Here is a 25,579-nt window from a genome sequence, read left to right as displayed (position 1 = left end):
GCTCGGTGATACGTTTCGAGAATGTCGGCCTGCGATATGGAATGGGTCCTGAGATCCTGCGCGATGTCAGTTTCCATATTCCGCCGCGTTCATTCCAGTTTTTAACCGGCCCTTCCGGGGCAGGAAAGACGTCGCTCATGCGACTTCTTTTCATGGCCCTGAAGCCGACGCGCGGTCTTATCAATATTTTCGGCAAGGATGTTGCACGGCTCAATCATGCGGAAATTCCGCTTCTGCGCCGTCGTATCGGCATCGTGTTCCAGGATTTCCGCCTGCTCGACCATATGACCACCTATGAGAATGTGGCGCTTCCACTGCGCGTGCGCGGAAAGGAAGAGGCAACCTATCGTCATGAGGTGGAGGAACTTCTGCACTGGGTCGGGCTCGGCGACCGCATGAATGTGCTGCCGCCGGTTCTTTCAGGCGGTGAGAAGCAGCGCGCAGCGATTGCGCGCGCGCTCATTGATCAGCCGGAACTTCTTCTGGCCGACGAACCGACCGGCAATGTCGATCCGCCGCTTGCGAAGCGTCTGCTGCGCCTTTTCACCGAGCTGAACCGTTCGGGCACAGCTGTGATTATCGCGACCCACGACCTTTCCCTGATGGAGCAGGTGGATGCGCGACGCATGATCCTCGAACATGGGCGGCTCGACATCTATGATTGATGCAAAGAACGCCTGGCGACGTACATTGGATGACATCCGGGTCCGTTTCGAAGACCTCAAGGACATGCTGCTCGTTCGTATCGGCAAACGCCGGAAGCGTCAGGGACCGAGTCCCATCGTGCCTGATGGTAGCGTAACGGGAACTGCACTTGTCATCGTGATCGCGATCATGACCTTTCTGGCATGCCTGACGATGGGCGGCGTGACGCTCGTTCGCACCTCGGCCGCTGCCTGGCAGAGCCAGATAGCTCGCGAAGCCACGATCCAGATCCGGCCTGTCGACGGGCAGGATATGGAAAAGGCGCTGGCTCAGGCCAGCGAAATCGCGCGTGGTTTTGCCGGTGTGAAAGGCACCAGCATCATCGACAAGGATGCGACCGCCCGGTTGCTCGAACCATGGCTCGGCAGTGGCCTTAACATCGATGAATTGCCCGTGCCGCGTCTTGTCGTCGTTACGATCGATGAAAATGCCCCGCCTGATTTCGAAACCATGCGGACTGAAATCACCCGCGCCATTCCGGCTGCGACCTTCGATGATCACCGCACATGGGTCGACCGTCTCGTCTCCATGGCGCATACGACGGTGTTCGTCGGCACAGGCGTTCTCTCGCTTGTGATCGCTGCGACCGTTCTAACCGTTATCTTTGCCACGCGCGGTGCGATGTCCGGCAACGGCCATATTATCGAGGTTCTGCATTTCATCGGCGCGGAATCGAAATTTGTTGCGCGCGAGTTTGAATGGCACTTCTTCCGCACAGCACTGAAAGGCGCACTGTGCGGTGGAGCGGCGGCAATGCTGGTCTTCCTGATGTTTTCCTGGTGGGCGTCGAGCCATATGGCGACACCTGAAGGTGATCAGGCTGCCGCCATGTTCGGTAATTTCGCCATCGGGCGCGATGGCTATATCGGCGCTGCCGTCATCATTATTCTGGTCAGTTTCCTGACCATGCTGACCAGCCGCCTGACGGTGATCCGCCAGCTTGCAACCATGGACGGTCCGGGAGTGCGCTCCGAATGAAGACCTTTTCCGATACAGGCGCTTTCAAGACAAGATTTTCGTCTGCTTCTCCGACTTCTCGCCGCAATGCTGGCTATGATGGAAGAAGAGATGGTACGCGAATCCCGCAAGCGCTATCGGGCGGGCACCGGTCGAGTGACGATGCAGTGGCACAGAGGCAGACAGCAAACGGGTTTTCTTCAGGAGATGTGGTCTGGCGCCGCAGCCGGAATGGCGCTCACCTGCAATCTCTTGCACTTGTCTCCGGCAATTTCCTATGGTCTGTCATAATGCGCATGTTCAGACGTCTCCAGCCCGTTTCCATCGTTCTGTTTGTTATTCTTCTGGCGTTTCTCGTCGGCTTCGTCGCGTTCGGTGAAAAGGTCACCAGCATGCAGCCGCCGGCTATCGATGAGCCTGCCGATGCCATCATCGTTCTCACCGGTGGCCAGTCGAGAATTCAGGCTGCGGTTGATCTTCTGAAGGACAAGCGAGGAAAGCGGCTTCTGATCAGTGGTGTTCATCCGGCGACCAATGAAAAGGCACTGCAGCGTGCAACCCATGCCGACCAGAGTCTCTTCGATTGCTGTGTCGATCTCGACCGGTCGGCGCTCAACACCATTGGCAACGCGACCGAAAGCGAACGCTGGATTCGTACCAACAACTATCGCCGCGTGATCCTGGTCACCAACAACTACCATATTCCGCGTAGCACGCTGGAAATGTCCTACCGCATGAAGGATGTGGAATTCATTCCCTATCCGGTCGTGAACGGGGACCGCCGCGAACATAGCTGGGTTTCCGAAGGCGACACATTGCGCGTGCTCTTCATCGAATATGTGAAATATCTTGGCGCCGCTGTCCGTGTGGGTACGACCGAACTGTTCGGAACGCAGACCAATCAGGGTGTGACGACCGAGAATTGATCTTGCTGCCGGATTACGATTTCCTGATGGAAATGGCCGTTCTTCCTGATATATCGATGCCGTCACTTTCTGCAGAAAGTCCAGAATTCGTGCGTGATCGTTTACCGGAAGTCGGGAACGAAAATGCTTTAGCCAGGGTCTCCACCGACTGATGCTTCTCTATCTGCGCTCAATCTTGTTCAATGCGGCGTTTTATATCTGCACACTGGTTCAGATGATCGTCTATACGCCTTTCTATTTTCTTCTGCCCCGCAAGAAGGCTTGGATTGTGCCGAAGCTGTGGGCACGGGTCAATCTCTGGCTCCAGAAGTATATTGTCGGCACCGACTATGTGGTTGAAGGATTGGAGAACATTCCTGAGGGCGCTTATATCTGTGCGCCAAAGCACCAGTCTGCCTGGGATACCTATGCTTTCCTGCCCTATCTTGACGATCCCGTGCTGATCCTGAAGCGGGAATTGATGCGCATTCCGCTTTTCGGCTGGTATATCGCGAAAATGCAGATGATCCCGGTCGATCGCGGTTCTCGCGTCAAGGCACTGCATTCCATCACCAAGGGCGCGGAAAAGGCGATTGCGGAAGGCCGCCAGATTCTGATCTATCCAGAAGGAACGCGTCGGGCGCCAGGTGCTCCACCGCACTATAAATATGGCATCGTCCATCTTTACGAAGCGCTCAATCTGCCGGTTTTGCCGATTGCGCACAATGCAGGCCTCTACTGGCCACGCCGCAAGTTTCTGCGTTATCCCGGAACCATTCGCGCCCGTATTCTGCCGCCAATTCCGGCAGGTCTTCCGAAGGATGAATTTCTCAAAAGATTGATTGAAACGACCGAGACGGCCTGCGACGAATTTCTGGTCGCCGCCAGCCGCGATCCCAATCCACCACCCATGCCACCGACCGCCGTTCAAAGACTGAACGAGCTCGGCGCCTAACCCTCACAGCATGTTAACGGCCTGATCACGTCAATTGCGTTGCGAGAACGACAATTCGCCGCGTTTTCTAGAACTTTCGTTTTTCTTGCGCGCAACCTTGAAACCCGTTATCAGAGCCCGACACGAAAGGACACATCATGAATATTGATGCCATCTCCATCGGCTCCAATCCTCCTGAAGACGTCAACGTCATCATTGAAGTGCCTGTCGGCGGCCAGCCGATCAAGTACGAGATGGACAAGAAGGCCGGCGCCCTCATCGTCGACCGCTTCCTCTATACGCCAATGACCTATCCGGGCAATTACGGCTTCGTGCCACATACGCTTTCGGAAGACGGTGACCCGATTGACGTTCTCGTCTGCAACACCCGTCCGCTGGTTCCCGGTTGCGTGATCAATGTTCGCCCGATCGGCGTTCTGGTCATGGAAGACAATTCCGGCAAGGACGAGAAGATCATTGCAGTACCGTCGCCGCACCTGACGCGCCGCTACGAGAAGATTCACGACTATACCGATATGCCGGAGATCACTCTGAAGCAGATCGCGCACTTCTTCGAACACTACAAGGATCTGGAACCCGGCAAGTGGGTCAAGATCGGTGACTGGGGTGACGAAGATTACGCACGCAAGTTCATCGTTGAAGCTATCGAACGCGCCAAGGGCAAGTAAGCGACAGCTTCCCGATCCGTTTAGAGCGCCGATCTGATTGGATCAGATCGGCGCTCTAACTTTTTCTATTTTAAGCATAATCTTATCGATCCTCGTTTCACTCCGGTCGGATTATGCTCTAAAACAAAAGCACCCGGCAATGTCCGGGCGCTTTTGTTTTTGGGCTTGCGAGTGATGCGCTTACAGGAAAAGCGGCAGCAGCGTCGTCCACATGAACTGGCGGATGAAGAAGATGATCAGCAGCAGGACGATCGGTGAAATATCGATGCCGCCGAGATTGGGTAAGATATTGCGGATCGGCCGCAGGACGGGTTCCGTCACTTTGTAGAGAAACTCACCGATCGAAGCCACGAAACGGTTGCCGGAATTGACGACATTGAACGCATAGAGCCACGAGAAGATGGCACTCGCTATAATGATATAGGTGTAGATATCGAGCGCCAAATCAATGGTGCGGAACAATGCGATCATGGAGGCCTCCTTGGCAATTGGCCGAGATGTAGCGGTTGCATCGGGCAAGAACAAGGGCTGAGCGATTGAACGCCGGAATTTTTGAGACGCGCAGTGTGTGCTTCTAGCCGCTGGAACCGCCCGTTTGATGTTGGGTAGTGTGGTGAATGAGATCGTTGACATGTTCCAGCCAATGATCGCGTACCCGCATGTTGCGCAGATGCTGGAGCGTATTGGCGACATAATCCACATTGGCACCGGAATCGCCGTGAGCAGATGCGACGATCGCTGCGGCACTCTCAGGTGAAAGCGATCCGGCATATTGAATGTGGTGCCGGTCCGCGACATAGGTGACCGCATCGACATTGCGACCGTCAGCGAGGCGCAGGCGCAGATGCTTTTCGTGATAGACTTGGTTCGACATTTCACGTTCGCGCAGATAGGTCATCACTTCGCCAGTCATGTCACTAGGCACGCGAAAAGCGATGCCGAGACATGAGCCACCGGTGTCCAAGCCCAGGACCAGACCCGGTCGGTCCGGCGTTCCGCGATGGACATGCGAATAGATGCACAGGCTGCGCCTGTAGCCGTAAAGACGCGCCCGGACGGTCTCCACATGTGCAAAGCCCGGTCGCCACATCAGCGAGCCATAGCCGAAAACCCAGAAATCGTTCATTCGCCTGTCATTGAGAGCTGTGGTCATGAAGGGTGTCCATAATGGATCAGTGGACGCCGATTTCCACCGGTAATCAACGGATATCCCTCGATTTTTCTTCTCAATCGCTTCACAAGGCACATTCCTGCCATAATATGGCCAACAGTCGGGAGGAGCAAAACATATCGGGGCTTGGAATGTTCAGTCTGACCCCGGAGCGAGGCTCTTCGAAACAACCGTCTGATTAATGTAAGGCTTTTGAAATGGCGCATACTGGAATGAACGCATCGAAGTCCAGAAAGCGTCCCATCGCGCTCATTGTCATTCTGCTTGTCTTGATCGCTGGCTATACAGCGGGCTGGTTCTATATCGCAAACAGGCTAGAGGCACGAGCCAAGGCCGACATGGCCAAGCTCGCCGCTCAGGGCGTTGGCGTGAAATGCGAAGACTTGCGCATGGGCGGCTATCCGTTGCGCGTCAATGTCGTCTGCGACAGCATTTCCTGGCAGCGTCCTTCTGAAGGCATGGCGTTCCGCGCAGGGCGCTTCACCTCGGGTTCCCCGGTCTATGCGCCACGTTCCCTCTCGAACGATCTGACAGGACCCGCCTTCATCGAATTTCCGGGTCTGGAGCCGTTGGAGGTCAATTGGAGCAAGTTTACCTCCAACACCCGGCTGGCACGTCCGTTCCCGACCGAGATTGAGCTCGCCGCGCGTGAAGTGGCTGTCGGTCTTCGCACCGAAGCCACCACGACAGTGCCACTCAGCACGCTTGAGCAGATGGATTTCCGCATGAGCGCCTCGGGTGACACATTGAAGGTCAATGGTCGCTTTGCCGGTCTGAAACTTGCCAAGGCAGCGATTGGTACAGCCACCAGCCCTGAAATCGACGGTGTGGCGGATATCGATGTATCCGAAGCCGCGACATTGCTCGCAAAGGGCGATGCTCCTTTTCATGAACGGTTGCGCGGGCATTCCGGTACCGTCAATCAGGCTTTCCTGTCCATGCCCAATGGAGCGATGGTTTCGGTAGCCGGGCCGTTTTCGGTCGATGCTGACGGGCTGATCAATGCCGATGTGAAGCTGACACTGGTCAACCCGCAATCGCTGGCGCAGGCTGGTCAGACAGTGTTTCCCGAGCAGGGTGGCAATATCGCTACCGTTTTGTTTGCTCTCTCGGCCATGCCGAAAGATGAAAACGGCAATCCCGTGATGGAGATCGCCGTTCGTAACGGTAAGGTCAGCGCCGGGTTTATTCCGCTCGGGCGACTACCTGCTTTGTAGGCAAATATGCGCCTATTTTTGTTCGCTGGTACGTGTCGCAGCCTGACGGCCGAAATCAGGCGCATCCACTTCCTGACCTGCATCAATAATGCCGCGCCGGACAGCACGCGTGCGCGTAAAAAGATCGAACAGAGCTTCACCGTCGCCCCAGCGTATCGAGCGCTGCAGTGAGGCGAGGTCTTCGGAAAAGCGCCCGAGCATTTCAAGGATGGCATCCTTGTTGTGCAGGCATACGTCGCGCCACATCGTCGGATCGGATGCGGCCAGGCGCGTGAAATCGCGGAAACCGGAAGCCGAATATTTGATGACTTCCGACTTGGTCACCTGTTCCAGATCACTGGCTGTGCCAACGATATTGTAGGCGATGATGTGCGGTAGATGCGAGACAATGGCCAGCACCAGATCGTGGTGCTGCGGGTCCATGCGATCAAGCCGTGAGCCGCAGGCGACCCAGAACTCGCTCAGCTTTTCGAGAGCTGTTTCACTCGTGTCGGGCAGGGGCGTCAGAATGCACCAGCGATTGGTGAAAAGCTCTGCAAAGCCGGCATCCGGGCCGGAATATTCCGTGCCTGCGAGCGGGTGGCCGGGAATGAAATGCACATTGTCCGGCAATTCCGGCTGCATCTGCGCAATCACGGAAGCCTTGGTGGAGCCAACATCGGTGACGATGGCACCGGGCTTGAGGTTTGCCGCGATCTGGCGTGCAACCGTTCCTGACGAGCCGACCGGCACAGATACAACGATCAGATCGGCATCCTTGACGGCCTCAGCACTGTCAGTGGTGTAGCTGTCACCGAGACCCAGTTCCTCGGCCCGCTTCAGTGTCTCACTGCTGCGCGTGGCGATGGCGATATGATCGGCGAGCTTTTCGCGTCGAATGACGCGCGCCAGCGATGAGCCAATAAGGCCGATGCCGATCAGGGCGATCTTGTTGAAATGGATCGTGGACATTGTACTACTTCAAAAATTCGGTCAGGGCGACGACGACGCCACGATTGGCTTCCTCCGGTCCGACCGTCATGCGCAAGGCATTGGGGAACCCGTAACCGCCGACGCGACGCAGGATATAGCCACGCCCGGAGAGCCACTCGTCGGCCTTGTCGGCGGAATGCGCGCCATTGTCCGGAAAATGGATCAGCAGGAAGTTCGTGACTGACGGCGTAACCCGAAGACCAAGTCTGGTGAACTCTTCGGTCAGCCAGCCAAGCCATTTGTCGTTGTAGGTAATCGATTTTTCGACATGGGCGCGGTCGCGGATGGCCGCAGCACCGGCGGCAATGGCGGCCGAATTCATATTGAATGGCCCGCGGATGCGATTGACGGCATCGACCACATGCAGCGGCGCATACATCCAGCCAATACGTAGACCCGGAAGCCCGTGGATTTTCGAGAAGGTGCGCGTCATGACAACATTCTCGTTGGATGAAACGAGTTCGAGGCCCGATTCATAGTCATTGCGACGAACATATTCTGCATAGGCCGCATCGAGAACCAGAAGCACATGCTTCGGCAATCCGGCATGAAGGCGGCGGACTTCCTCGAAAGGCAGATAGGTCCCGGTTGGATTGGCCGGATTGGCGATGAAGACGATCTTCGTGCGCGGCGACAGGCCAGCCAGAATGGCATCCACGTCGATACGCTCGTTCTTCTCCTTCACCGTGATCGGCGTCGCGCCGGCACCCAGCGTCTGGATCTTGTAGACGGCAAAACCGTGCTCCGTGATGATGGCTTCGTCGCCCGGAGCAAGATAGGTCTGGCAGATCAGGCCAAGCAGCTCGTCGGAACCATTGCCGCACAGGATGTTGGCCATGTTGAGCCCCTGCGTTTCGGCAATCGCCTCACGTAGCGCCACGGCCTGTCCATCGGGATAAAGCTCCAGCTTCTCGCCCGCGTGTCGATAGGCTTCGACCGCATGCAAGCTTGGTCCGATCGGCGTTTCGTTGGAAGAGAGCTTATAGACCTTGGCAACGCCTTCCACATGTTCCTTGCCGGGCACGTAGGCTGCGATGTCGAGCAGGCCTGCCTTGGGCTGGGGACGGGTAAGGTTCTGCGTATCGGTCATGATTTTGGCTCCGCCAAAAGGTCAATGTTAAAGTTACGATGGGTTAAAGTTACGATGGCGGCATATCCCGCCATTGCGTCCAAGTCGAGAAAAACCTTGCCCGGTAATACTTGCAGACCGCAGCAACTGTGCGTTTTCCCGGGCGATGATGCGCAAATGCCCTAGCTCTTTCGATCTGTCTTGCTGGTTCGTACAGGTGTTTTCCGTAATCCACCAACAGGTGTGCCCTGTGGTGCAAGAACCGGAACGAAGACACGGCGCGAGGAGCGCTGTGCGACAGGCAGTCCCTGATAAAGACGCTTCTGCGCTTCCACCACCAGAACGCCTGAAAAGACTGGCCACAGTCTCCGCCCCATGCCTTCCAGCGCCAGACAGGGCCGCATCATCCATCGGCGCGTAGCGGGTGGGAAATGCAAGGCGTCGCTGACCGTACTGACGGTGAAATTCGCTTCACGCAGCAGGGTAGTCAGCTGTGTGCGGCTATAAGGTCGCCCGCTGCCGAAGGGTGTATGCTCGAAGCGAGCCCAGACACCGCGCCGGTTCGGCACCACGATGACGAGCCGCCCATTGGGGGCGAGGACACGCCACATCTCTTTCAGCGTTTCTGTCGGATTTTCCGCATACTCCAGCGCATGCACCATAAGCACCCGATCGATCGAGGAATCGGGTAGCGGCAGTTCCTCATCGAAAACAAGCGCTGTTGCCGTTTTCTCTACTGAGGGCCAGGCGACGGCTCCCTGACCGGCAGGCATGAACGCGAATGTCCGCTCCGTATCAGTGCTGAAGCGGTCGAGATAGGGCAGGCTGTAGCCCATGCCGACAAGCCGCTCTCCCGGCACGTGACCCCATAGGCCGGCAAGCGCCATGCGAATGGCGCGTTCCGCGAGATGGCCCAGCGTGGTGTCGTAAAATGATCGCAGTTCGATGATGTCTGGATGCATGAATGTCACGCTATATGAAATCTTAACGCTGGGAAATGGAGAAGCCGGAGCATCTTCATCGGGTGGGGTGCAATTTCCTCAAACCATGCTATAGAGCGTGCCTTTCCGGCGCCTTTGATCGCGCCAAAGTCTGCGCGAAAGCGAACGATCAGGAGAAGCAGCAGATGCCCGAAGTCGGTGGCAAGACAATCGAAGTTCTCTTTAGCCCGGACGAGATTGCCGGTCGTAATCTCGAGCTCGCCAAGGCCATTGCTGAACGCAAGTTCCACAATCTGCTGACGATTTCGATCCTGAAGGGCTCCTTCATCTTTGCAGCCGACCTCATCCGCGCAATGCATGATGCGGGCGTGGAGCCCGATGTCGAATTCATCACGGTTTCAAGCTACGGCAAGGGCACGACAAGCGCCGAAGTTCGTCTTCTGCGCGATATCGACAGCGATGTTCGCGACCGCGATGTACTGCTGATCGATGATATTCTGGAGTCTGGAAAGACACTGAAATTCGTTCGCGAACTTATGCTGGAACGCGGAGCGCGGAGCGTCAGCATTGCTGTGCTTCTCGACAAGAGCGTGCGCCGCAAGGTCGATCTTGATGCCGATTTCGTGGCTTTCGAATGCCCCGACTATTTTGTCGTCGGTTATGGCATGGACGTTGGGCACGCCTTCCGCCAGTTGCCCTTTGTCGGTCGTGTGATGGATTAAGGCTCCGGCCTGCTTCTCAATCGAACTTCAGCAGACGCTGCAGATATTCCTTTTCCATCTGCGGTGTCAGGGCATTACCAAGTTTGCGGCGAATTTCATCGAGAATTTCACGCGCGCGCTGAATATCGATTTCACCTGGAATCTTGACGTCATCGTTGAGGCCGCTGTCGCCGGTACCTTGCTGGCGCCCAAGCGGATCCCTTCCCCGACTGCCATTGGCGCCACTTTGCCCCTGACCTTGCTGGCCCATGGCTTGCTGCATTTTCTGCATCATGTCGCGCCCGCCGCGACGCAGTGCATCGAGTGCGCTGCCCTGCTGGTCGCTTGCTTCGGCACCTTCGCTGCGGCCCAACGCATCCGTCGCGTTGCCCATTGATTTTCCGGCATCCGAAAAATCGTTGCCGGGTTCAATACCCATGCCTTTCAAATCGTCCATCAGTTTTTGCAGATCGGATTGAAGGTCCTTTTGCTGCTGCTGCAGCTTGCGCATGGTTTCCGCCATATCGGGTGGCACATCGCCCTTCCCGCCCTGACCGTTCTTGCTCTGGCCGTTTTCGGTTTCACCGCCCGGCTGTCCGCCGCCCATGGAACCGTCATCACCCGGGAACATGTTGTCGCCGAATTCGCCCTCACCATCGCTGCCACCGAATTGGCGCTGCATCTTCTGATCGAGATCGAAGGTTTCGTTCATCGTCTTTTGCTGGCGTTGCATCAGTTCGCCGAGCTTGTTCATCTGCTGCTGCATCTGGCCTTGTTGGCCCTGCTGACCTTGTCCCTGACCTTGCTGACCCTGTTGCATCTGTCCCATCTGCAGATTGTTCATCAGGCTCTGCAATTGCGACAGCAGTTCTTCCGCCTGATCGCGTGAGCCCTGACGCGCGAGATTTTCGATCTGGTCCATCATGCGCTGGAGGTCTTTTTCCGTCAGCATTCGCGCATTGGGATCGGGAGCGGCTTGGCGCGCATTGGGATTCTGTTGCTGGCGCTGGGCGAATTCCCGCAGGAAATCCTGCATCGCCTTGCGTAGCTCTGCCGAAAGCTTTTCGATCTCCTCTTGTGAGGCGCCGTTCTGGAGAGCGTTTTTCAGGGCCTCCTGTGCCTGCCGCAGGCGCTTTTCGGCGGCGGACAGATTTCCATCTTCGATGCCAAGGGCCACCTGCCACATATAATCCGCTGCATCGCGCAAGGCGTCATCGCTCCTGGCGAGACGAAGACGTGTACCAATCGTGACCAGACCCAGATAATGGGCTGCATTCTTGATGGTTTCGTCCGGGCGAAGCGTGATTGCCGACAGCATGTCGAGCACATGATCGCGCTGCGTCGCATCGAGCGCGAGGATACGGCGCTGTTCCGCAACGGCGCGGGCAAGTGGATTGCTGAAAGGGCGCTCGGGCAAAGTGATGATCTTGGTTTCGCTGCGACCCGTTTGTCCGGCGGCGTCGGTTACGACCAGCGTGAGCGCAACTTTTTCACCTGCCCAAGGATGCTCGGTCAGGTCTTTCGACGTCGTGGCGTCCTTCACACCGCGGCGCGGCAGTGCAAGCGGTAGTTCCGGTGCATCGTAGAGCGGTGCGGCTTCCTCATCCTCATCATTGTTGAGCGGGATGATCTCACCTTCGGCCTTTACCGGCGCGTAGTTGTCCTCGATCTGATAGGAAAGTTGCAATGTGCCATTCAGCGCGTGTCCCGGCTCTTTCGTGAAGCGGATCGTTGGCGGATTATCCGGCGTGACGACAAATTTCCAGCGGGCATCGGTGCCGGAAAGCGCTATGGTTTCATCCTGCTGCAAATCGTAGCGGAAGTTGCGGCTTCCATCGACGACGGCCTGTTCTGCAGGTTCCTTCTGGTCTTCCTTCGCGTTTACCGGCTGTACGTCACGGCGCTCGCCCTTCGCATCGGTCGCAGTCAGGCGTTCGGAACCGCCACCGATCACGCGGACCGACAGAATGCTGCCTTGCGGTACATTGACTGCGGCCTGTTCGCTGTCGTTCGTCGTGGTCAGAAAGACAGGAGCACGGCCAGTATAGCGCGGCGGCGTTACCCATGCATCGATGCGGGCAACGGCGGTTCCATCGCTTGGACGGATATGAAAGGCGTCGGCAATGCGCCCGCTGTTTGGGCTGAGGCTATAGGCGAAGGCGGTCACGAAGAGCAGCGCGACCACCGCACGAATGCCGAAGGGGTCATGTTCGGGAACACGCGTATAAGGCAGGCCGGATTGCAGGTTCTTGAGCCGGTCCGCCATGCGGCGCTGGTGTTCCCGCCACAGGGCTACAGCGAATGGATCGTGTTCGCCTGTTGCCATATGGCCGGTCTGGACGGAAAGCGGTTCGTGAACGAGACCGTTGATCGCCTCGATACGACTTGTGACGTCGCTTTCCGCCGGGGTGCGAAACCGGAACGGCAGATAAAGCGCAATGAGGCTGGCAATACCGAATAGCGTCAGCACGCCGATATGCAGCCAACGGGGCATCATGCCGAACATGCCGAACCAGCTCAGGCTGGTAAACAGACCGATGATGAGGATTAGTGGCAGGATCAGCGGCCAGAACCGCTCGAAGCTGATCGAAAGAAAGGCACGCAGACGCAGACGGCGCAGGCTGGCGCCATCGCCTGAAAACAGCCGCAGAAAAACATCCCACGCATGACGCGGCGAGTTTTCCCTGTCGTTGCTGCTATCTGTCTGGGGGGCCGCCTTAGGGGCAGTCATAGGTCTCGTCTTTCGCGTCAGCCGATTTCGGTTCGGCTGACAGGATAACACGCATCATGGCAAAGGCGAGGCTTTGCCCCGAGATTTATGGGCCATGATAAATGTGGGCCATGAATAATTATGGTCGCGAGACCTATAACCATTCCGGTACGGAATCGAGCGCGAGCAGTTCTTCATAGGTACGGCGCGGACGCACGACATGATAACGGTCGCCGTCGACCAGCACTTCGGGGATGAGCAGACGGCTGTTGTAGGTGCTGGAAAGCACCGCGCCATATGCACCCGTCGTGCAGACGGCAATCAGATCGCCTGGAGCAGGCTTTGCCACTTCTCGGTCGAGGCCGAGATAGTCGCCTGTTTCGCAGACCGGACCGACAAAATCGGCACGAATACGCGGCGCATCATCCTTCGGCAAAGTGACAGGCTTGATGTCGTGGAACGCATCATAAAGCGTCGGACGAATCAAATCGTTCATTGCCGCATCCACGATGACGAAGTTCTTGGCGTCGCCTTCCTTGACGAAGATCACTTCCGTTACCAGAAGCCCGGCATTGCCGACGATCAGGCGTCCCGGCTCGAACACCGTTTTCAGGCCCAGCGGCTTGATGTGCTTAGCGACGATTTCCGCATAGGCGACGGGTAGCGGCGGAGGTGTATTGTCTGTGCGGTAGGGAATGCCGAGTCCCCCGCCAACATCGACATGGCGGATGTTGTGACCGTCGACCTGCAGTTCCTTGACCAGTTGCGCCATCAGGGCGAATGCATTGTCGAAGGGTTCGAGGTCGATGATCTGGCTACCGATATGCATATCGATGCCAACCACGTCGAGACCGGGCAGGCTCGCTGCGCGCGCATAAGCCTCACGCGCCTTGACGCGCGGAATACCGAACTTGTTTTCAGATTTGCCCGTTGAAATCTTGGCGTGGGTCTTCGCATCCACATCGGGATTGATACGCAGCGATACGGATGCGACCTTGTCTGCCTTGACGGCGCGAGCGGAAAGAATTTCCAGCTCTGGTTCGGATTCAACATTGAAGCAATAGATGCCCGCTTCAAGCGCGAAGTCCATTTCGTGTGGAGTCTTGCCAACGCCTGAAAAGACGATCTTGTTGGCCGGGATGCCTGCAGCAAGCGCCCGGCGGATTTCGCCTTCCGAAACGGTGTCCGCGCCGGCGCCAAGCTTCGCCAGTGTTTTCAGCACGGCCAGGTTCGAATTGGCCTTCAGCGCGTAGGTCACGAGCGTTTCCATGCCCGCGAAGGCTTCGCTGAACACGCGGAAATGACGCTCGATGGTCGCGCGGGAATAAACGTAAAAAGGGGTGCCAACGGCCTGTGCGATTTCAGGCAGGTTGACATTTTCGGCGTGAAGAACGCCGTTGCGATGTTCGAAATGGTTCACGGGAATGCCCTGCAGCAGAAACTTACAACAGCTTGTCGAGGATGATCGGCTTGTCTTCCTTCGGTTTCGGCTTGGTGTGTCCCTGATCGTCGGTGATCAGCGAGGATGGCGGCGGCTCCAGCGGGCCCTTGCGACCGCAAGCAGCAAGCGTGGCCGCGAGCGCGGCGATCAGAAGCACGGAAGAAATGGCGGAGCGGCCTGTCATCAGCTTTGGTTCCCGAAATATATGATCTTGCTCTAAGTTTTGTCTTTACGCATGTCTTCCAAAACCGGTTCCCACTTTTGGAAGACATGCTCTAGGTCTAACTCATAATGCCCGAAAGTGGAATCATCAGTTCGACAGATGATTCCACATGACGTCATGTTGATCGATTATCAGGCCTTGGTGATGCGCTTCTTCCAGTAACGAATCTGGCGACGCACCTCCTGCGGGGCCGTGCCACCGAAGGACTGACGGCTTTTCACTGATTTCTCGACCGTCAGATAGCCGAAGATCGCATCCGTGATGCCTGGATGAATCGACTGCAGTTCCTCAAGTGAAAGCTTCGCCAGATCGACCTTGCGGCTTTCAGCCAGAGCGACTGCGCGACCGGTAACGTGATGTGCCTCACGGAAGGGCAGCCCCAGTTCGCGCACCAGCCAGTCGGCGAGATCGGTCGCAGTGGAATAGCCTGAACCGGCCGCCTTTTTCATTGATGCTACATTGATCGTCAGGTCGCGCACCATGCCGGCCATGGCGGCGATGGCGAGTTCCAGGTTTTCAGCTGCATCGAAAACCTGTTCCTTGTCCTCCTGCATGTCCTTGGAATAGGCGAGCGGCAGGCCCTTCATGATGGTCAGAAGCGCGACGAGCGAACCGTTGATGCGACCCGTCTTGGCGCGAACCAGTTCTGCTGCATCCGGGTTTTTCTTCTGCGGCATGATCGACGAGCCGGTGGAGAAGGCGTCGGACAGCCGCACGAAATTGAATTGCGGCGTCGACCAGATGACGATTTCTTCCGCAAGGCGCGACAGATGGCCGGCGCAGATGGCGCCAAGCGACAGAAACTCCAGCGCATAGTCGCGGTCGGAAACGCTATCGAGAGAATTGCGGGTCGGTTCGCGAAAGCCGAGCGCCTTGGCTGTCATATGGCGGTCGATCGGGAAGCCCGTGCCTGCAAGGGCTGCAGCACCCAAAGGCGATTCGTCCATACGTTCGATTGCGTCACGCACGCGCGACAGGTCGCGACCGAACATTTCGACATAGGCCATGCAATGATGACCAAAAGTGACAGGCTGCGCTGTCTGGAGATGGGTGAAACCCGGCATGACCGTCGCCGCATGTTCTTCGGCGCGTTCCAGAAAAGCTTCGATCAGATTCTTGAGGGCGGCGTCGGTCTTTTCCAGTTCCTGCTTCACCCAGAGGCGAAAGTCGACGGCCACCTGATCGTTACGCGAACGGGCGGTGTGGAGCCGTCCGGCGGACGGGCCGATCAAATCGGCAAGCCGCGCCTCGATGTTCATATGAATGTCTTCGAGCTTGCGCGAGAAGGTGAACTTGCCGTCCTCGATTTCCTTGAGGATGGTTTTCAGACCATCTTCGATTTGTCGATGGTCTTCTGCCGCAATAATGCCTGTCTTTGCCAGCATGGCTGCATGGGCGAGCGAGCCTTGAATATCCTGCGCATAGAGCTTGCGGTCGAAGCCGATCGATGCATTGATCTCTTCCATGATTGCATCGGGCCCTGAGGCAAAACGGCCGCCCCACATCTGGTTGCTTGATTTTTGTTCGCTCATGCTCATATGCCCCGAGTGACGGTTTGGCGGAATATTGGAAAGAAGTAACGCGACATGGCAGAAGACAACGAAAAGGCGAATTCCGAACAGCAGGCGAAATCGGGAAATCGCAAGATCGTCCTTCTTGCCGCCCTTGCCGGTGTCATTGCCGGTATCGGGGCGGTATACGTGATGGAGCGCCCTTCTGGCAATGTGGTTGCCCAGAATGTTTCGACGAATGTTTCAGCGGAAAGCGATGAAGCTTCGGCGCAATGCGTATTGAAAGCGGATAAGCTTAAGGCACTTGATACAGCTGCGACCGGGGGCGTGGCGGCGATGCGTGCCGCTGAAAAGCCGATTTCCGTCTCGCATATTGCTTTCACAGGCCCGGACGGCAAGCAGATGACGCTCGGCGATTTCAAGGGCAAGACACTGCTGGTCAATCTCTGGGCGACGTGGTGCGCGCCATGCCGCGAGGAAATGCCGGCTCTAGACAAGCTCGAGGCCGAAAAAGGCGGGGCCGATTTCGAGGTCGTCGCAATCAACATCGACACCGGCTCGGATGACAAGCCCAAGGGCTTTCTGAACGAAATCGGCATCAAGAATCTGACGCTACACCGGGACGCTTCCATGTCAAGCTTCAACGAACTGAAGCGCAAGAATCTGGCCTTCGGCCTTCCGGTGACGCTGCTGGTCGACAAGGACGGCTGCCAGATTGCATCCATGAACGGTCCGGCGCCATGGGATAGCCTGGAAGCGGCTAAACTCATCGAAGCGGCAAAGAATCTTTAGCCTCGACAAACGACGAAATCAATGGCTTGCTCCCTTTTCAAGAGAGGGAACCGCCCATGAGCCTTGAAGTCTGGCTTGCATTTTCCGCCGCATCCATCGTGCTTCTGGTCATCCCGGGGCCGACCGTCTTGCTCGTTGTCTCATATGCCTTGGGGCAGGGCTGGAAAGCGGCGTTCCCGATGGCTGTCGGTGTCGCCCTTGGTGACTTTACCGCGATGACGCTTTCCATGCTCGGCGTGGGTGCGCTGCTGGCAGCGTCGGCAACCGTGTTCACCGCCGTTAAATGGGCAGGTGCCGCTTATCTGATCTGGCTCGGCATAAAACTGTTTCGCGCTGGTGGAACACTTCATGCCAGTGCCCGACACGACAAGGTGCATCCGGCGCGGATGCTGGTTCACGCATGGCTCGTGACAGCGCTCAATCCGAAGAGCATCACCTTTTTCGTTGCTTTTCTTCCGCAGTTTCTCAGTCCGCACCGGGATTTCCTCACCCAGATGCTGGTTTTCGAAAGCACGTTCCTCGTGCTCGCTTTTCTCAATGCCTTTGCCTATGCACTTCTGGCGACCCGCGCACGCCGCTTCTTCTCAAGCGAACGCGCGCTGCGCATTTTCAATAGGGCTGGCGGAACATTGCTGATCGGTGCTGGCGTCGCGACTGCCTCAATGCGATCAACCTGAGACGAAACCCGCACGTTTTAGCCGGACGATGGCAAGATCAAGTGCGGAAAGGAATGCAGAGCGGTCCTTGGGCGAAAATGGAGCGGGTCCGCCTGTAACTTCGCCTGCGGAACGCAAACTATCCATCAGATTGCGCGTCGCTAGCGTGTTGCCGATGGTACTTTGGGTGTGAACGCGTCCGTTCGGTGCGATCACCGAAGCGCCTTTTTCGAGCGAGCGGCTGGCCAAAGGAATGTCGGCGGTAATCACGATTGCACCCGGTCGCGAATTCTCGGCAATCCAGTCGTCAGCGGCGTCGAGCTTGTCCGATACGATAACCCGTTCGACACGCTCCGCATCGCGGGGAATGGCAATGAAACTGTTGGCCACCAGCATGACCGGCAGATTGTGCCGTTCCGCCACGCGATAGATTTCAGCTTTCACCGGGCAGGCGTCAGCATCGACGAGAATGCGGATGGTTTCAGGTTCAATGTTCATGCCGCTTCATAAAATGCGGGCGGCTGTTTGGCAAATTCAACGCTGCGATCAGTTTTATGCGATAGGCGTTTGCCGCAAAGCGGTATAAGGCGGGCCGCGAAAGTGAGAGTTCTGCCATGGCCGCCCGTTTGTTCCCCGTCATGTTTGTCCTGCTTTGGGCCACCGGTTTTATCGGAGCCGGGCTTTCCATGCCTTATGCTGAACCATTTACTTTCATGGCGGTGCGTTTTTCCATCGCGGCTGTCATCATGACACTTTGGGCGCTGGCGAGCCGGAGTATCTGGCCGAAAGGCGATGTGCTTCTTCATGCGGCGATTGCCGGTTGTCTCATCCACGGCGTTTATCTTTCCGCCTTGTTCTGGGCCGTTCACCACGGCCTGCCTGCGGGAATGTCCGGTCTGGTGGCGGGCCTTCAGCCGATGTTGACCACGCTGATTGCGGCCATTCTTCTGGGAGAACGAGCGAGCGGGCGGCAATGGACAGGGCTTCTGATCGGTTTCTGCGGCATCGCCATGGTGGTATGGCCGAAGTTTTCGGCTGGCAGCGGTGTCGATCCGAAAAGCTTGGCGGCGGCATTTTTGGCTGTGGTGGCGATCAGCACTGGCACAGTCTGGCAGAAGCGGTTCGGCACGGCTGGTGATCTCAAGGCCGGGACGGCGGTGCAATACATCGCTGCGGCCATTTTGACTGCTATCTGTGCCTTTGCTTTCGAAACACGCGCCATGATCTGGTCGCCATCGCTGATTTTTGCGCTGGTCTGGCTGACGCTCGCCATTTCTATCGGTGCCATTCTGGCGCTTCTCGTCATGATCCGCGAAGGCGCCATGTCGAAAGTCGCATCGTTGTTTTATCTGGTGCCCGGCACCGCCGCGATCATGGCCTATCTGATTTTTGGTGAAACGCTGTCGGCAATCCAGATTGCAGGTATGGTAGTGACCACGCTCGGCGTTGCACTGACTACTTTACGTCGATAAGCTCGGGTTGTTGTTCGCGCTTGCGAAAAATCATGATCGCAGCGTTTATTTCCGCACCGATGATGAAAATTGCTGACAGCATATAGAGAAAGACGATCGCCACCATGATGGAGGCGAGGCCCGCATAGGTCGTCACATAGGTGGCGAAAGTTTCCAGATATTTTGCAAAGGCCATTGCGGCAGCAAGCCAGGCGATGAGCGTGATCAATATGCCGGGCAGGATATCGCCGAGGCTGCGCCGTCCGGCTGGAAGCCAGATATGCACCATGAACAGTGCCAGAACCAGAACCCCCACTGCCACAGTATAGCGCCAGAAGGCAATTGTGCCGGTGAACGGTGCTATATCGGGAAACCATTGTTCGGCAAGACGCACGGCAAGCGGGGCCAGAACCAGCAGAAAGCTGATTGCCATCAGGCTCAGAGTGCCGACGAGGACGAAGCCTAGACTTTGCAAGCGGCAGAAAATGATCGAGCGCTGGTCGGTGACGCGATATGCTCGGTTGAGCGCGATGCGCAACGCCTCCACGCCATTGGAGGCAAAATAGGCGGCTGCGATGACACTGAGCGTTAGCAGCCCGCTGCGCTGCACGGTCAGCACGTTCATCACTTCGTTGGCAATTGGGGCTGCGATGTTCGACGGCCACATATCGAAGATGACATGCACCGCCGTATCGGCGAATTCCTTGGTGCCGAGAAAGCTTGCAAGCGTGGTGGCAAAGATGAGGAACGGAAACAATGCCATCAGGCCGGAAAGGGCTATATGGCTGGCGAAGGCCCAGCCATCGTCCGAACTGAAATGACCGATGACATCATAGGTGATCTGACGGAGAAAACGTCTGATTTTTCGCATCCGCAGATTTGTCCCTCAAAGCCTTGGTCGGTATTCGATAGTGTTCAGCCTGTGTTTCAAGGCCTTAAATCTAGCATTGGTCTGCGGATTGCAAGGGCAGTGCCCGTTTTAAACCGAGCCCGAATCAAGCAATCTTGCCAAAATGGCAGCGGGAAACAGACATATGACTCCGGCACAATCCGGTCAGAACCGACAGCGCAGTATCATCGTCACCGGCTGTTCCTCCGGCATTGGCGCTTATTGTGCCGAGGCGCTTCATGAGCGTGGCTGGCGCGTCTTTGCGACCGCCCGCAAGGATGCGGATATCGCGGCACTCAAGGCAAAGGGAATGGAAGCCCATTATCTCGACTATACGGAGCCGCAGTCGATCGCGGTCTTAGCCGATGAGGTGCTGCGCCAGACTGACGGCAAGCTCGATGCCCTGTTCAATAATGGTGCTTATGCTCAACCCGGCGCGATAGAGGACTTGCCGGTCGAAGCCTTACGCCAGCAGTTCGAGGCCAATTTCTTCGGTTGGCACGACCTTACCCGACGCGTGGTTCCGGTCATGCGCAGGCAAGGGCATGGGCGTATAGTGCATTGCTCGTCAATCCTCGGCCTCGTACCGATGAAATGGCGCGGTGCTTATGTGGCGTCGAAGTTTGCGCTTGAGGGGCTGATGCTCGCCCAGCGCATGGAGCTGGAAGGCTCCGGTATCGATGTGTCGCTGATCGAGCCTGGTCCGATTGCCTCGCGTTTCACCTACAACGCCGCCAGCCACGCTAGAGCCAATATCGACATGGAAGCTTCGGTGCATCGCGAGCTTTACCAGCGCCAGATGGCGAAACTGGAAGGCGGCGGTACAAAATCCAAGAACAAGCTTGGACCGGAAGCCGTCTATGCTGTACTGCTTCATGCATTGGAGGCGCCGCGTCCCCGCCCGCATTATGTGGTGACGAAACCGGCGAAACTTGGGTCACTGGCACGGCGCCTGATGCCTGCCCGCTGGCTCTACCGGATGCTGTCCGACCAGTCATGAGGTCAGGGACAGTGCGCATGGGAAGGAAATAAAATGGACGTTCTGTTCAAGGGCGCGGCAATGGTGGCCATGTTTGCTGTGGCCGTCGTTCTGATCATCGGTCTGCGCAACATGATGCGCGGCGGTGACGGCAATTTCTCGAACAAGATGATGCAGCTGCGTGTTTTCCTGCAGTTCATTGCCATCGTTCTGATCGTTGGTGCGATCTATTTTGCCCGCCAGAAAACTGGCCAGTAATTATGGTCAAGCTCAACAAGATTTATACCCGGACAGGTGACAAGGGCACGACCGGACTTGCCAGCGGGCCACGGCGGCTGAAGTCGGACCTGCGTGTCGAAGCCTATGGCACGGTGGATGAAACCAATGCCTGCATTGGCATGGCGCGCCTTCACACGGGCGGTGAAGATAATCCTCATGCGCAAATCGATGCCATGCTGGGCCGTATCCAAAACGATCTTTTCGACCTTGGCGCGGATCTTTCGACGCCGGATGATGGCAAGCCGCTCGCCTATGAACCGTTGCGCATCGTCGCATCGCAGGTTTCGCGTGTGGAAGCCGATATTGATCTCCTCAATACCGATTTGCAGCCGCTACGTTCGTTCATTCTTCCGGGTGGCTCGGCGGCATCTGCCGCGTTGCATCTCGCTCGCACGGTTTCACGCCGGGCTGAACGCCTGATGGTTGCGCTTGCTCGCGTCGAAGGAGAGGTCGTTTCGGCGGAGGCTCTGCAATATATCAACCGCCTCTCCGATTTCCTGTTCGTGGCGTCGCGAACCGTCAACGATAACGGCGCGCAGGACGTTCTCTGGGTGCCCGGCGCCAACCGCTAATCAGACGCCACGTTTGTTGCCCCAGATCAGCACGTGAAGCTGGGGCAGGACGTGCGCTTCGTACCAGCCATCCGCAATTACCTTTTCGACCAGCCATTCCATTCTCCGCATGATGCCGTCGATATCGATTGCGGCATCATGTGCTTCGGGCGGCGGCGGTGTGTGATTGCCGGGCTGGAGATAGACCGGTAGACCGGAATATTGACTGGCTACATCTTTCGCGAAGGCATAATCAGCATCGTCGAAGATGACGAATTTCAGCACCGTTCGCGGCCCTATACCTGCGGCCTCGATACAGGCCGCCAGCGCATCGAAATCGGAGCTCATGCCGCTTGAAGGTGGTTTTGGGCTCAGTACCAGTGTGTCGAGTGCGGAAAACCAGTCTTGCGCGACCGATCCTTGGGTTTCCAGTGCAAAGCGATAGCCTTCGGTCTTGCCGTGCTCGATCAAGGGCCCCAACGGGTGAATGGCCGGATTGCCGCCCGAAAGTGACACTGTTAGTGGCTTATTTCGAGAAAGTGTCGTCACTTCACCCCAAATCGCTTCAACACTCATCGCCTTCCACTCGTGGCGAAAACGGCTTTCGACGGCATGCAGGCTGTCGCACCAGACGCAGCGATAATCGCAGCCACCGGTTCGCACGAAGACGGTTGGCTCACCGATCAGCACACCTTCGCCCTGTATCGTGGGGCCGAAAATCTCTGCGATGCGTATTTGCGTCACGGTCTGTACTCGGCCCATGTCTTGGGCGTTTCACTGACCCGCACGGCGGAAATTTCCGGCCAGCGCGCATAACACCATTCGAAAAAATGCCGGGCGAGGGTTTCAGCCGTGCTCTGGTCGTGGCCCAGAACATCGTTGAGATGGCGGTGGTCAAAACAATCATCGATGTAGCGCTTGAACGGTGCCAGCTCATGATAATCACGGACAAATCCGTGCTGGTTAAGATCGTCAGCCGAGAGCTCGACCTCAACAATATAATTGTGGCCGTGCAGGCGGGCGCATTGATGATCGTCCGGGAGGCCAGTCAGTTGATGCGATGCGGAGAAATGAAATTCCTTGGTAATGCGAAACATCAGGCGTTCCTCTTCTCGATTGCCGAGCGCCAGAAATCCGCATCTTCATAGAGGGTCGGATCCTGGATGCCGGCGAGATGGAAGGCTTCGCGTCGCTCGACGCAGGTGCCGCAGCGTCCGCAGTGATGTTCACCGCCCTTGTAGCAGGACCACGTCGCGGCAAAGGGCGTACCGTATTTTGCGCCGTCGATAACGATATCGGCTTTGGATGCATGCACATAAGGCGCGAGCAGTTTTATGTCCGCGTAACCGTCCAATGCATGGTTCTGCATCGTCTGGAAGGCATCGATAAAACCGGGGCGGCAGTCGGGATAAATGAAGTGATCGCCGCCATGGACGGCAAGGGCTACCGCCTCGGCTTTTTGGGCAGCGGCTACGCCGAATGCTATTGCCAGCATGATCGCATTGCGGTTCGGAACGACGGTGATCTTCATCGTTTCTTCCGCATAGTGTCCGTCCGGCACATCGATATTGTCAGTGAGTGCTGAGCCGGTCAGGCTGGCGCCGATGTTGGTGATATCGATGATCTGGTGGGGAACGCCGAGCCTTTCGGCGCAGGCTTTGGCCGAATCCAGTTCCTTTTTGTGACGCTGGCCATAGTCGAAGGAGAGGAGGGCGGTGAGTTGGTGTTCGGTTGCTATTCTGTAAGCAAGCGAAACGGAATCGAGTCCGCCGGAGCAGACGACGAGCGTTTTCATAAGTCAGGGTTCCTTGTTTTGACCGGGTAGGCTGCGACCGGATTGCGAGGCGTTACCTAAAGCATGGCGCATCGCTTGTAAACGACATGAAAACGGGAGGTGTCGGGTTGCTCGGTTTTGGAATGACCTCTTGTCAGAATAAATTGATTTTAATCGATATAGCGGCCTGTGCCTGATTGACGTGCACGTCAACCGTCTTTAGGTTTCGTGCCGGTTCCCGGCGGATAGGCAGCGCATTTGCGTCATAACCCAAGTTGCGCTGGTGCCGCTTTCATGTCGGATTTTGACATGCGGGTGGGAGTTCACGGCGGCATAGTCGTGCTGCAAGAGTCATTGAAGAGGTAATCGCGGATGAAAGTCCTTGTCGCAGTGAAACGGGTTGTCGATTACAACGTAAAGATCCGTGTAAAGGGAGACGGTTCGGGCGTTGAGCTTGCGAACGTCAAGATGTCGATGAACCCTTTCGATGAGATCGCGGTTGAAGAAGCGATCCGTCTGAAGGAAGCGGGCAAGGTGACGGAAATCGTCGCGGTTTCGGTCGGCCCGGCACAGGCACAGGAAACGCTGCGTACCGCACTTGCCATGGGCGCCGATCGTGCGATCCTGGTGAAGTCGGACGAAACGGTTGAGCCGCTTGGCGTTGCCAAGGTTCTCAAGGGCGTGGTCGATGCGGAAAAGCCGGATCTCGTCTTCCTCGGCAAGCAGGCAATCGACGATGATTCCAACCAGACCGGCCAGATGCTTTCGGCCCTTCTCAACTGGAGCCAGGCGACGTTCGCCTCGAAGGTGGAGTTGGGTGACGGTTCGGCCAAGGTAACGCGCGAAGTTGATGGTGGTCTCCAGACCATCGACGTGAAGCTTCCGGCGATTGTCACGGTCGATCTTCGTTTGAACCAGCCGCGTTATGCGTCGCTGCCGAACATCATGAAGGCCAAGAAGAAGCCGCTTGACGAAAAGTCGCCCGCTGATTTCGGTGCCGACATTGCGCCGCGTCTCAAGGTCCTGAAGACTGAAGAGCCGGGTGGCCGCAAGGCTGGCGTGAAGGTCGGTTCAGTCTCTGAACTGGTCGAGAAGCTCAAGGCCGACGGCGTACTCTAAAGAAATCGGAAGGGACGATATAAATGGCTATTCTTCTTATTGCCGAACATGACAATGCAACCCTTTCCGACCAGACGGCGAAAGCGCTGACGGCCGCTGCCCAGATCGGCGGCGACGTGGATGTTCTGGTTGCAGGCAAGGGCGCGAAGGCTGCTGCCGATGCCGCAGCCAAGCTGAAGGGCGTGCGCAAGGTTCTGCTTGCTGAAAGCGATGGACTGGAAAACCGTCTGGCCGAGCCAACGGCCGCTCTCATCGTGGAACTGGCAGGCAATTACGACACGATCATTGCTCCGGCAACGACCTCGGCTAAGAACATCCTGCCGCGCGTTGCAGCGCTTCTCGATGTGATGCAGTTGTCCGAAATCATGGAAGTCGTGTCGGCTGATACGTTCAAGCGTCCGATCTATGCGGGCAATGCGATCCAGACGGTCCAGTCGACCGATGCAAAGAAGGTTATCACCGTGCGTACCGCGTCGTTCCAGGCAACGGGCGAAGGTGGTTCGGCTGCAGTTGAAAGCGTCAATGCAGCAGCCGATCCGGCGCTGTCGAGCTTCGTCGGCAATGCATTGTCGGATTCGGACCGTCCGGAACTGACCTCGGCTAAGATCATCATCTCCGGCGGTCGTGCGCTCGGTTCTGCCGAAAAGTTCCAGGAAGTGATCCTGCCGGTTGCTGACAAGCTCGGTGCAGCGGTCGGCGCAAGCCGTGCCGCAGTCGATGCGGGCTACGCGCCGAACGACTGGCAGGTTGGCCAGACCGGCAAGGTGGTTGCCCCGGATCTCTACATCGCCGTCGGAATCTCTGGTGCGATCCAGCATCTGGCCGGTATGAAAGACAGTCGTGTGATCGTGGCGATCAACAAGGACGAGGAAGCGCCGATCTTCCAGGTGGCCGATTACGGCCTCGTCGGCGATCTCTTTACGATCCTGCCGGAACTGCAAAA

Annotated in this window: 29 protein-coding genes; 15 read left to right on the top strand and 14 right to left on the bottom strand. The window is 57.1% G+C overall.

Annotated features, from left to right (window positions below):
• Positions 1–41 precede the first annotated feature (41 nt).
• The 5 genes from ftsE to ppa all read left to right on the top strand — a co-directional run bounded on the left by ftsE (position 42) and on the right by ppa (position 4,190).
• A complete protein-coding gene (gene ftsE, locus AAE521_RS15550) occupies positions 42–665 on the top strand; it encodes a cell division ATP-binding protein FtsE (RefSeq protein ID WP_029375806.1) in 624 nt (207 codons plus the stop codon).
• Positions 658–1,683: a cell division protein FtsX gene (locus AAE521_RS15545; RefSeq protein ID WP_374864905.1), complete on the top strand. Its 1,026-nt coding sequence runs from the start codon at positions 658–660 to the stop codon at positions 1,681–1,683. The genes ftsE and AAE521_RS15545 overlap by 8 nt, the downstream gene beginning before the upstream one ends.
• Positions 1,680–2,588 (top strand): YdcF family protein, encoded by a 909-nt coding sequence (locus AAE521_RS15540; protein WP_071632657.1) that lies wholly within the window; start codon positions 1,680–1,682, stop codon positions 2,586–2,588. The genes AAE521_RS15545 and AAE521_RS15540 overlap by 4 nt, the downstream gene beginning before the upstream one ends.
• A 151-nt stretch (positions 2,589–2,739) precedes the next feature.
• Positions 2,740–3,522: a lysophospholipid acyltransferase family protein gene (locus tag AAE521_RS15535; protein ID WP_071632658.1), complete on the top strand. Its 783-nt coding sequence runs from the start codon at positions 2,740–2,742 to the stop codon at positions 3,520–3,522.
• Positions 3,523–3,659: 137 nt separating this feature from the next.
• Positions 3,660–4,190 (top strand): inorganic diphosphatase, encoded by a 531-nt coding sequence (ppa, locus tag AAE521_RS15530; protein WP_010657539.1) that lies wholly within the window; start codon positions 3,660–3,662, stop codon positions 4,188–4,190.
• A gap of 180 nt (positions 4,191–4,370) precedes the next feature.
• Here the strand turns inward: ppa and AAE521_RS15525 are convergent, their stop codons facing one another.
• Positions 4,371–4,661, bottom strand: a complete 291-nt coding sequence (locus AAE521_RS15525) for a YggT family protein (RefSeq protein ID WP_010657538.1) — start codon at positions 4,659–4,661, stop codon at positions 4,371–4,373.
• 103 nt (positions 4,662–4,764) lie between these two features.
• The gene (locus AAE521_RS15520) at positions 4,765–5,343 is read right to left on the bottom strand and encodes a gamma-glutamylcyclotransferase (RefSeq protein WP_071632659.1); all 579 of its coding nucleotides are present in this window, start codon (positions 5,341–5,343) and stop codon (positions 4,765–4,767) included.
• Positions 5,344–5,558: 215 nt separating this feature from the next.
• On the opposite strand from AAE521_RS15520, the gene AAE521_RS15515 reads away from it, so the two are divergent.
• Positions 5,559–6,578 carry a DUF2125 domain-containing protein gene (locus AAE521_RS15515; RefSeq protein ID WP_071632660.1) on the top strand — a complete coding sequence of 340 codons (1,020 nt, stop codon included), beginning with the start codon at positions 5,559–5,561 and terminating at the stop codon, positions 6,576–6,578.
• Between the two features lie 12 nt (positions 6,579–6,590).
• Here the strand turns inward: AAE521_RS15515 and AAE521_RS15510 are convergent, their stop codons facing one another.
• The 3 genes from AAE521_RS15510 to AAE521_RS15500 all read right to left on the bottom strand — a co-directional run bounded on the left by AAE521_RS15510 (position 6,591) and on the right by AAE521_RS15500 (position 9,581).
• Complete coding sequence (locus AAE521_RS15510; RefSeq protein ID WP_071632661.1) at positions 6,591–7,529, bottom strand: prephenate/arogenate dehydrogenase family protein; 939 nt, start codon at positions 7,527–7,529, stop codon at positions 6,591–6,593.
• A 4-nt stretch (positions 7,530–7,533) separates the two neighbouring features.
• Positions 7,534–8,640, bottom strand: coding sequence for a pyridoxal phosphate-dependent aminotransferase (locus AAE521_RS15505; RefSeq protein ID WP_071632662.1), 1,107 nt, complete (start codon positions 8,638–8,640; stop codon positions 7,534–7,536).
• Positions 8,641–8,801: 161 nt separating this feature from the next.
• Positions 8,802–9,581 carry a class I SAM-dependent methyltransferase gene (locus tag AAE521_RS15500; protein WP_071632663.1) on the bottom strand — a complete coding sequence of 260 codons (780 nt, stop codon included), beginning with the start codon at positions 9,579–9,581 and terminating at the stop codon, positions 8,802–8,804.
• 164 nt (positions 9,582–9,745) lie between these two features.
• On the opposite strand from AAE521_RS15500, the gene hpt reads away from it, so the two are divergent.
• Positions 9,746–10,282 (top strand): hypoxanthine phosphoribosyltransferase, encoded by a 537-nt coding sequence (gene hpt / locus AAE521_RS15495; RefSeq protein WP_010657532.1) that lies wholly within the window; start codon positions 9,746–9,748, stop codon positions 10,280–10,282.
• Between the two features lie 16 nt (positions 10,283–10,298).
• Here the strand turns inward: hpt and AAE521_RS15490 are convergent, their stop codons facing one another.
• The 4 genes from AAE521_RS15490 to argH form a co-directional block, all read right to left on the bottom strand.
• Entirely contained in the window at positions 10,299–12,992 is a 2,694-nt protein-coding gene (locus tag AAE521_RS15490; RefSeq protein ID WP_342061782.1) for a TIGR02302 family protein, read from the bottom strand.
• A 133-nt stretch (positions 12,993–13,125) separates the two neighbouring features.
• Complete coding sequence (gene lysA, locus AAE521_RS15485; RefSeq protein WP_071632665.1) at positions 13,126–14,391, bottom strand: diaminopimelate decarboxylase; 1,266 nt, start codon at positions 14,389–14,391, stop codon at positions 13,126–13,128.
• Positions 14,392–14,413: 22 nt separating this feature from the next.
• A complete protein-coding gene (gene lptM, locus AAE521_RS15480; RefSeq protein ID WP_061344485.1) occupies positions 14,414–14,596 on the bottom strand; it encodes an LPS translocon maturation chaperone LptM in 183 nt (60 codons plus the stop codon).
• Between the two features lie 170 nt (positions 14,597–14,766).
• Positions 14,767–16,167 carry an argininosuccinate lyase gene (gene argH, locus AAE521_RS15475; protein ID WP_071632666.1) on the bottom strand — a complete coding sequence of 467 codons (1,401 nt, stop codon included), beginning with the start codon at positions 16,165–16,167 and terminating at the stop codon, positions 14,767–14,769.
• Between the two features lie 54 nt (positions 16,168–16,221).
• Here argH and tlpA point away from each other — a divergent pair, with 54 nt between their 5' ends.
• Together tlpA and AAE521_RS15465 are read left to right on the top strand one after the other, a co-directional pair.
• Positions 16,222–16,938, top strand: a complete 717-nt coding sequence (tlpA, locus tag AAE521_RS15470) for a thiol:disulfide interchange protein TlpA (protein WP_071632667.1) — start codon at positions 16,222–16,224, stop codon at positions 16,936–16,938.
• Between the two features lie 56 nt (positions 16,939–16,994).
• Positions 16,995–17,615, top strand: a complete 621-nt coding sequence (locus tag AAE521_RS15465) for a LysE family translocator (protein WP_029929738.1) — start codon at positions 16,995–16,997, stop codon at positions 17,613–17,615.
• On the opposite strand, the gene AAE521_RS15460 is transcribed toward AAE521_RS15465, so the two are convergent.
• Positions 17,607–18,092: a YaiI/YqxD family protein gene (locus AAE521_RS15460; RefSeq protein WP_012091181.1), complete on the bottom strand. Its 486-nt coding sequence runs from the start codon at positions 18,090–18,092 to the stop codon at positions 17,607–17,609. The genes AAE521_RS15465 and AAE521_RS15460 overlap by 9 nt on opposite strands.
• Positions 18,093–18,208: 116 nt before the next feature.
• On the opposite strand from AAE521_RS15460, the gene AAE521_RS15455 reads away from it, so the two are divergent.
• On the top strand, positions 18,209–19,066 hold the full coding sequence (locus tag AAE521_RS15455; protein ID WP_342061781.1) for a DMT family transporter: 858 nt from the start codon (positions 18,209–18,211) through the stop codon (positions 19,064–19,066).
• Here the strand turns inward: AAE521_RS15455 and AAE521_RS15450 are convergent.
• On the bottom strand, positions 19,050–19,916 hold the full coding sequence (locus AAE521_RS15450; protein ID WP_012091182.1) for a YihY/virulence factor BrkB family protein: 867 nt from the start codon (positions 19,914–19,916) through the stop codon (positions 19,050–19,052). The genes AAE521_RS15455 and AAE521_RS15450 overlap by 17 nt on opposite strands.
• Before the next feature lie 163 nt (positions 19,917–20,079).
• Here AAE521_RS15450 and AAE521_RS15445 point away from each other — a divergent pair, with 163 nt between their 5' ends.
• The 3 genes from AAE521_RS15445 to AAE521_RS15435 are packed head-to-tail and all read left to right on the top strand — an operon-like array spanning position 20,080 to position 21,764.
• Positions 20,080–20,934: an SDR family oxidoreductase gene (locus AAE521_RS15445; RefSeq protein WP_342061780.1), complete on the top strand. Its 855-nt coding sequence runs from the start codon at positions 20,080–20,082 to the stop codon at positions 20,932–20,934.
• 33 nt (positions 20,935–20,967) lie between these two features.
• Complete coding sequence (locus AAE521_RS15440) at positions 20,968–21,171, top strand: twin transmembrane helix small protein (RefSeq protein WP_010657522.1); 204 nt, start codon at positions 20,968–20,970, stop codon at positions 21,169–21,171.
• Positions 21,172–21,173: 2 nt separating this feature from the next.
• Complete coding sequence (locus AAE521_RS15435; RefSeq protein ID WP_012091184.1) at positions 21,174–21,764, top strand: cob(I)yrinic acid a,c-diamide adenosyltransferase; 591 nt, start codon at positions 21,174–21,176, stop codon at positions 21,762–21,764.
• Here AAE521_RS15435 and queE read toward each other — a convergent pair whose 3' ends face one another.
• The 3 genes from queE to queC are packed head-to-tail and all read right to left on the bottom strand — an operon-like array spanning position 21,765 to position 23,538.
• The gene (gene queE / locus AAE521_RS15430) at positions 21,765–22,505 is read right to left on the bottom strand and encodes a 7-carboxy-7-deazaguanine synthase QueE (protein ID WP_071632670.1); all 741 of its coding nucleotides are present in this window, start codon (positions 22,503–22,505) and stop codon (positions 21,765–21,767) included.
• Positions 22,484–22,840 (bottom strand): 6-carboxytetrahydropterin synthase QueD, encoded by a 357-nt coding sequence (queD, locus tag AAE521_RS15425; protein WP_010657519.1) that lies wholly within the window; start codon positions 22,838–22,840, stop codon positions 22,484–22,486. The genes queE and queD overlap by 22 nt, the downstream gene beginning before the upstream one ends.
• Positions 22,840–23,538 (bottom strand): 7-cyano-7-deazaguanine synthase QueC, encoded by a 699-nt coding sequence (gene queC, locus AAE521_RS15420; RefSeq protein ID WP_071632671.1) that lies wholly within the window; start codon positions 23,536–23,538, stop codon positions 22,840–22,842. Before queC ends, queD begins: the two co-directional genes overlap by 1 nt.
• A 351-nt stretch (positions 23,539–23,889) precedes the next feature.
• Between queC and AAE521_RS15415 the strand changes: the two genes are divergently transcribed.
• Both AAE521_RS15415 and AAE521_RS15410 read left to right on the top strand, forming a co-directional pair.
• Positions 23,890–24,636, top strand: a complete 747-nt coding sequence (locus tag AAE521_RS15415; protein ID WP_010657517.1) for an electron transfer flavoprotein subunit beta/FixA family protein — start codon at positions 23,890–23,892, stop codon at positions 24,634–24,636.
• A gap of 23 nt (positions 24,637–24,659) precedes the next feature.
• The coding region (locus tag AAE521_RS15410; protein WP_342061779.1) for an electron transfer flavoprotein subunit alpha/FixB family protein at positions 24,660–25,579 on the top strand (920 nt) is incomplete at its 3' end.

The organism is Brucella cytisi (assembly GCF_038433355.1).
In the GTDB taxonomy this organism is placed as follows: Bacteria; Pseudomonadota; Alphaproteobacteria; order Rhizobiales; family Rhizobiaceae; genus Brucella; species Brucella cytisi.
Note: the sequence above shows the minus strand (reverse complement) of the source record. Positions and strands in the feature narration are given on the sequence as shown.

What these genes read in the sequence shown, in the direction of transcription:
- ftsE (WP_029375806.1), top strand. Translation starts at nt 42, where the DNA reads ATGGGTCCTGAGATCCTGCGCGATGTCAGTTTCCATATTCCGCCGCGT.
- AAE521_RS15545 (WP_374864905.1), top strand. Translation starts at nt 658, where the DNA reads ATGATTGATGCAAAGAACGCCTGGCGACGTACATTGGATGACATCCGG.
- AAE521_RS15540 (WP_071632657.1), top strand. Translation starts at nt 1,680, where the DNA reads ATGAAGACCTTTTCCGATACAGGCGCTTTCAAGACAAGATTTTCGTCT.
- AAE521_RS15535 (WP_071632658.1), top strand. Translation starts at nt 2,740, where the DNA reads ATGCTTCTCTATCTGCGCTCAATCTTGTTCAATGCGGCGTTTTATATC.
- ppa (WP_010657539.1), top strand. Translation starts at nt 3,660, where the DNA reads ATGAATATTGATGCCATCTCCATCGGCTCCAATCCTCCTGAAGACGTC.
- AAE521_RS15525 (WP_010657538.1), bottom strand. Translation starts at nt 4,661, where the DNA reads ATGATCGCATTGTTCCGCACCATTGATTTGGCGCTCGATATCTACACC.
- AAE521_RS15520 (WP_071632659.1), bottom strand. Translation starts at nt 5,343, where the DNA reads ATGACCACAGCTCTCAATGACAGGCGAATGAACGATTTCTGGGTTTTC.
- AAE521_RS15515 (WP_071632660.1), top strand. Translation starts at nt 5,559, where the DNA reads ATGGCGCATACTGGAATGAACGCATCGAAGTCCAGAAAGCGTCCCATC.
- AAE521_RS15510 (WP_071632661.1), bottom strand. Translation starts at nt 7,529, where the DNA reads ATGTCCACGATCCATTTCAACAAGATCGCCCTGATCGGCATCGGCCTT.
- AAE521_RS15505 (WP_071632662.1), bottom strand. Translation starts at nt 8,640, where the DNA reads ATGACCGATACGCAGAACCTTACCCGTCCCCAGCCCAAGGCAGGCCTG.
- AAE521_RS15500 (WP_071632663.1), bottom strand. Translation starts at nt 9,581, where the DNA reads ATGCATCCAGACATCATCGAACTGCGATCATTTTACGACACCACGCTG.
- hpt (WP_010657532.1), top strand. Translation starts at nt 9,746, where the DNA reads ATGCCCGAAGTCGGTGGCAAGACAATCGAAGTTCTCTTTAGCCCGGAC.
- AAE521_RS15490 (WP_342061782.1), bottom strand. Translation starts at nt 12,992, where the DNA reads ATGACTGCCCCTAAGGCGGCCCCCCAGACAGATAGCAGCAACGACAGG.
- lptM (WP_061344485.1), bottom strand. Translation starts at nt 14,596, where the DNA reads ATGACAGGCCGCTCCGCCATTTCTTCCGTGCTTCTGATCGCCGCGCTC.
- argH (WP_071632666.1), bottom strand. Translation starts at nt 16,167, where the DNA reads ATGAGCGAACAAAAATCAAGCAACCAGATGTGGGGCGGCCGTTTTGCC.
- tlpA (WP_071632667.1), top strand. Translation starts at nt 16,222, where the DNA reads ATGGCAGAAGACAACGAAAAGGCGAATTCCGAACAGCAGGCGAAATCG.
- AAE521_RS15465 (WP_029929738.1), top strand. Translation starts at nt 16,995, where the DNA reads ATGAGCCTTGAAGTCTGGCTTGCATTTTCCGCCGCATCCATCGTGCTT.
- AAE521_RS15460 (WP_012091181.1), bottom strand. Translation starts at nt 18,092, where the DNA reads ATGAACATTGAACCTGAAACCATCCGCATTCTCGTCGATGCTGACGCC.
- AAE521_RS15455 (WP_342061781.1), top strand. Translation starts at nt 18,209, where the DNA reads ATGGCCGCCCGTTTGTTCCCCGTCATGTTTGTCCTGCTTTGGGCCACC.
- AAE521_RS15450 (WP_012091182.1), bottom strand. Translation starts at nt 19,916, where the DNA reads ATGCGAAAAATCAGACGTTTTCTCCGTCAGATCACCTATGATGTCATC.
- AAE521_RS15445 (WP_342061780.1), top strand. Translation starts at nt 20,080, where the DNA reads ATGACTCCGGCACAATCCGGTCAGAACCGACAGCGCAGTATCATCGTC.
- AAE521_RS15440 (WP_010657522.1), top strand. Translation starts at nt 20,968, where the DNA reads ATGGACGTTCTGTTCAAGGGCGCGGCAATGGTGGCCATGTTTGCTGTG.
- AAE521_RS15435 (WP_012091184.1), top strand. Translation starts at nt 21,174, where the DNA reads ATGGTCAAGCTCAACAAGATTTATACCCGGACAGGTGACAAGGGCACG.
- queE (WP_071632670.1), bottom strand. Translation starts at nt 22,505, where the DNA reads ATGGGCCGAGTACAGACCGTGACGCAAATACGCATCGCAGAGATTTTC.
- queD (WP_010657519.1), bottom strand. Translation starts at nt 22,840, where the DNA reads ATGTTTCGCATTACCAAGGAATTTCATTTCTCCGCATCGCATCAACTG.
- queC (WP_071632671.1), bottom strand. Translation starts at nt 23,538, where the DNA reads ATGAAAACGCTCGTCGTCTGCTCCGGCGGACTCGATTCCGTTTCGCTT.
- AAE521_RS15415 (WP_010657517.1), top strand. Translation starts at nt 23,890, where the DNA reads ATGAAAGTCCTTGTCGCAGTGAAACGGGTTGTCGATTACAACGTAAAG.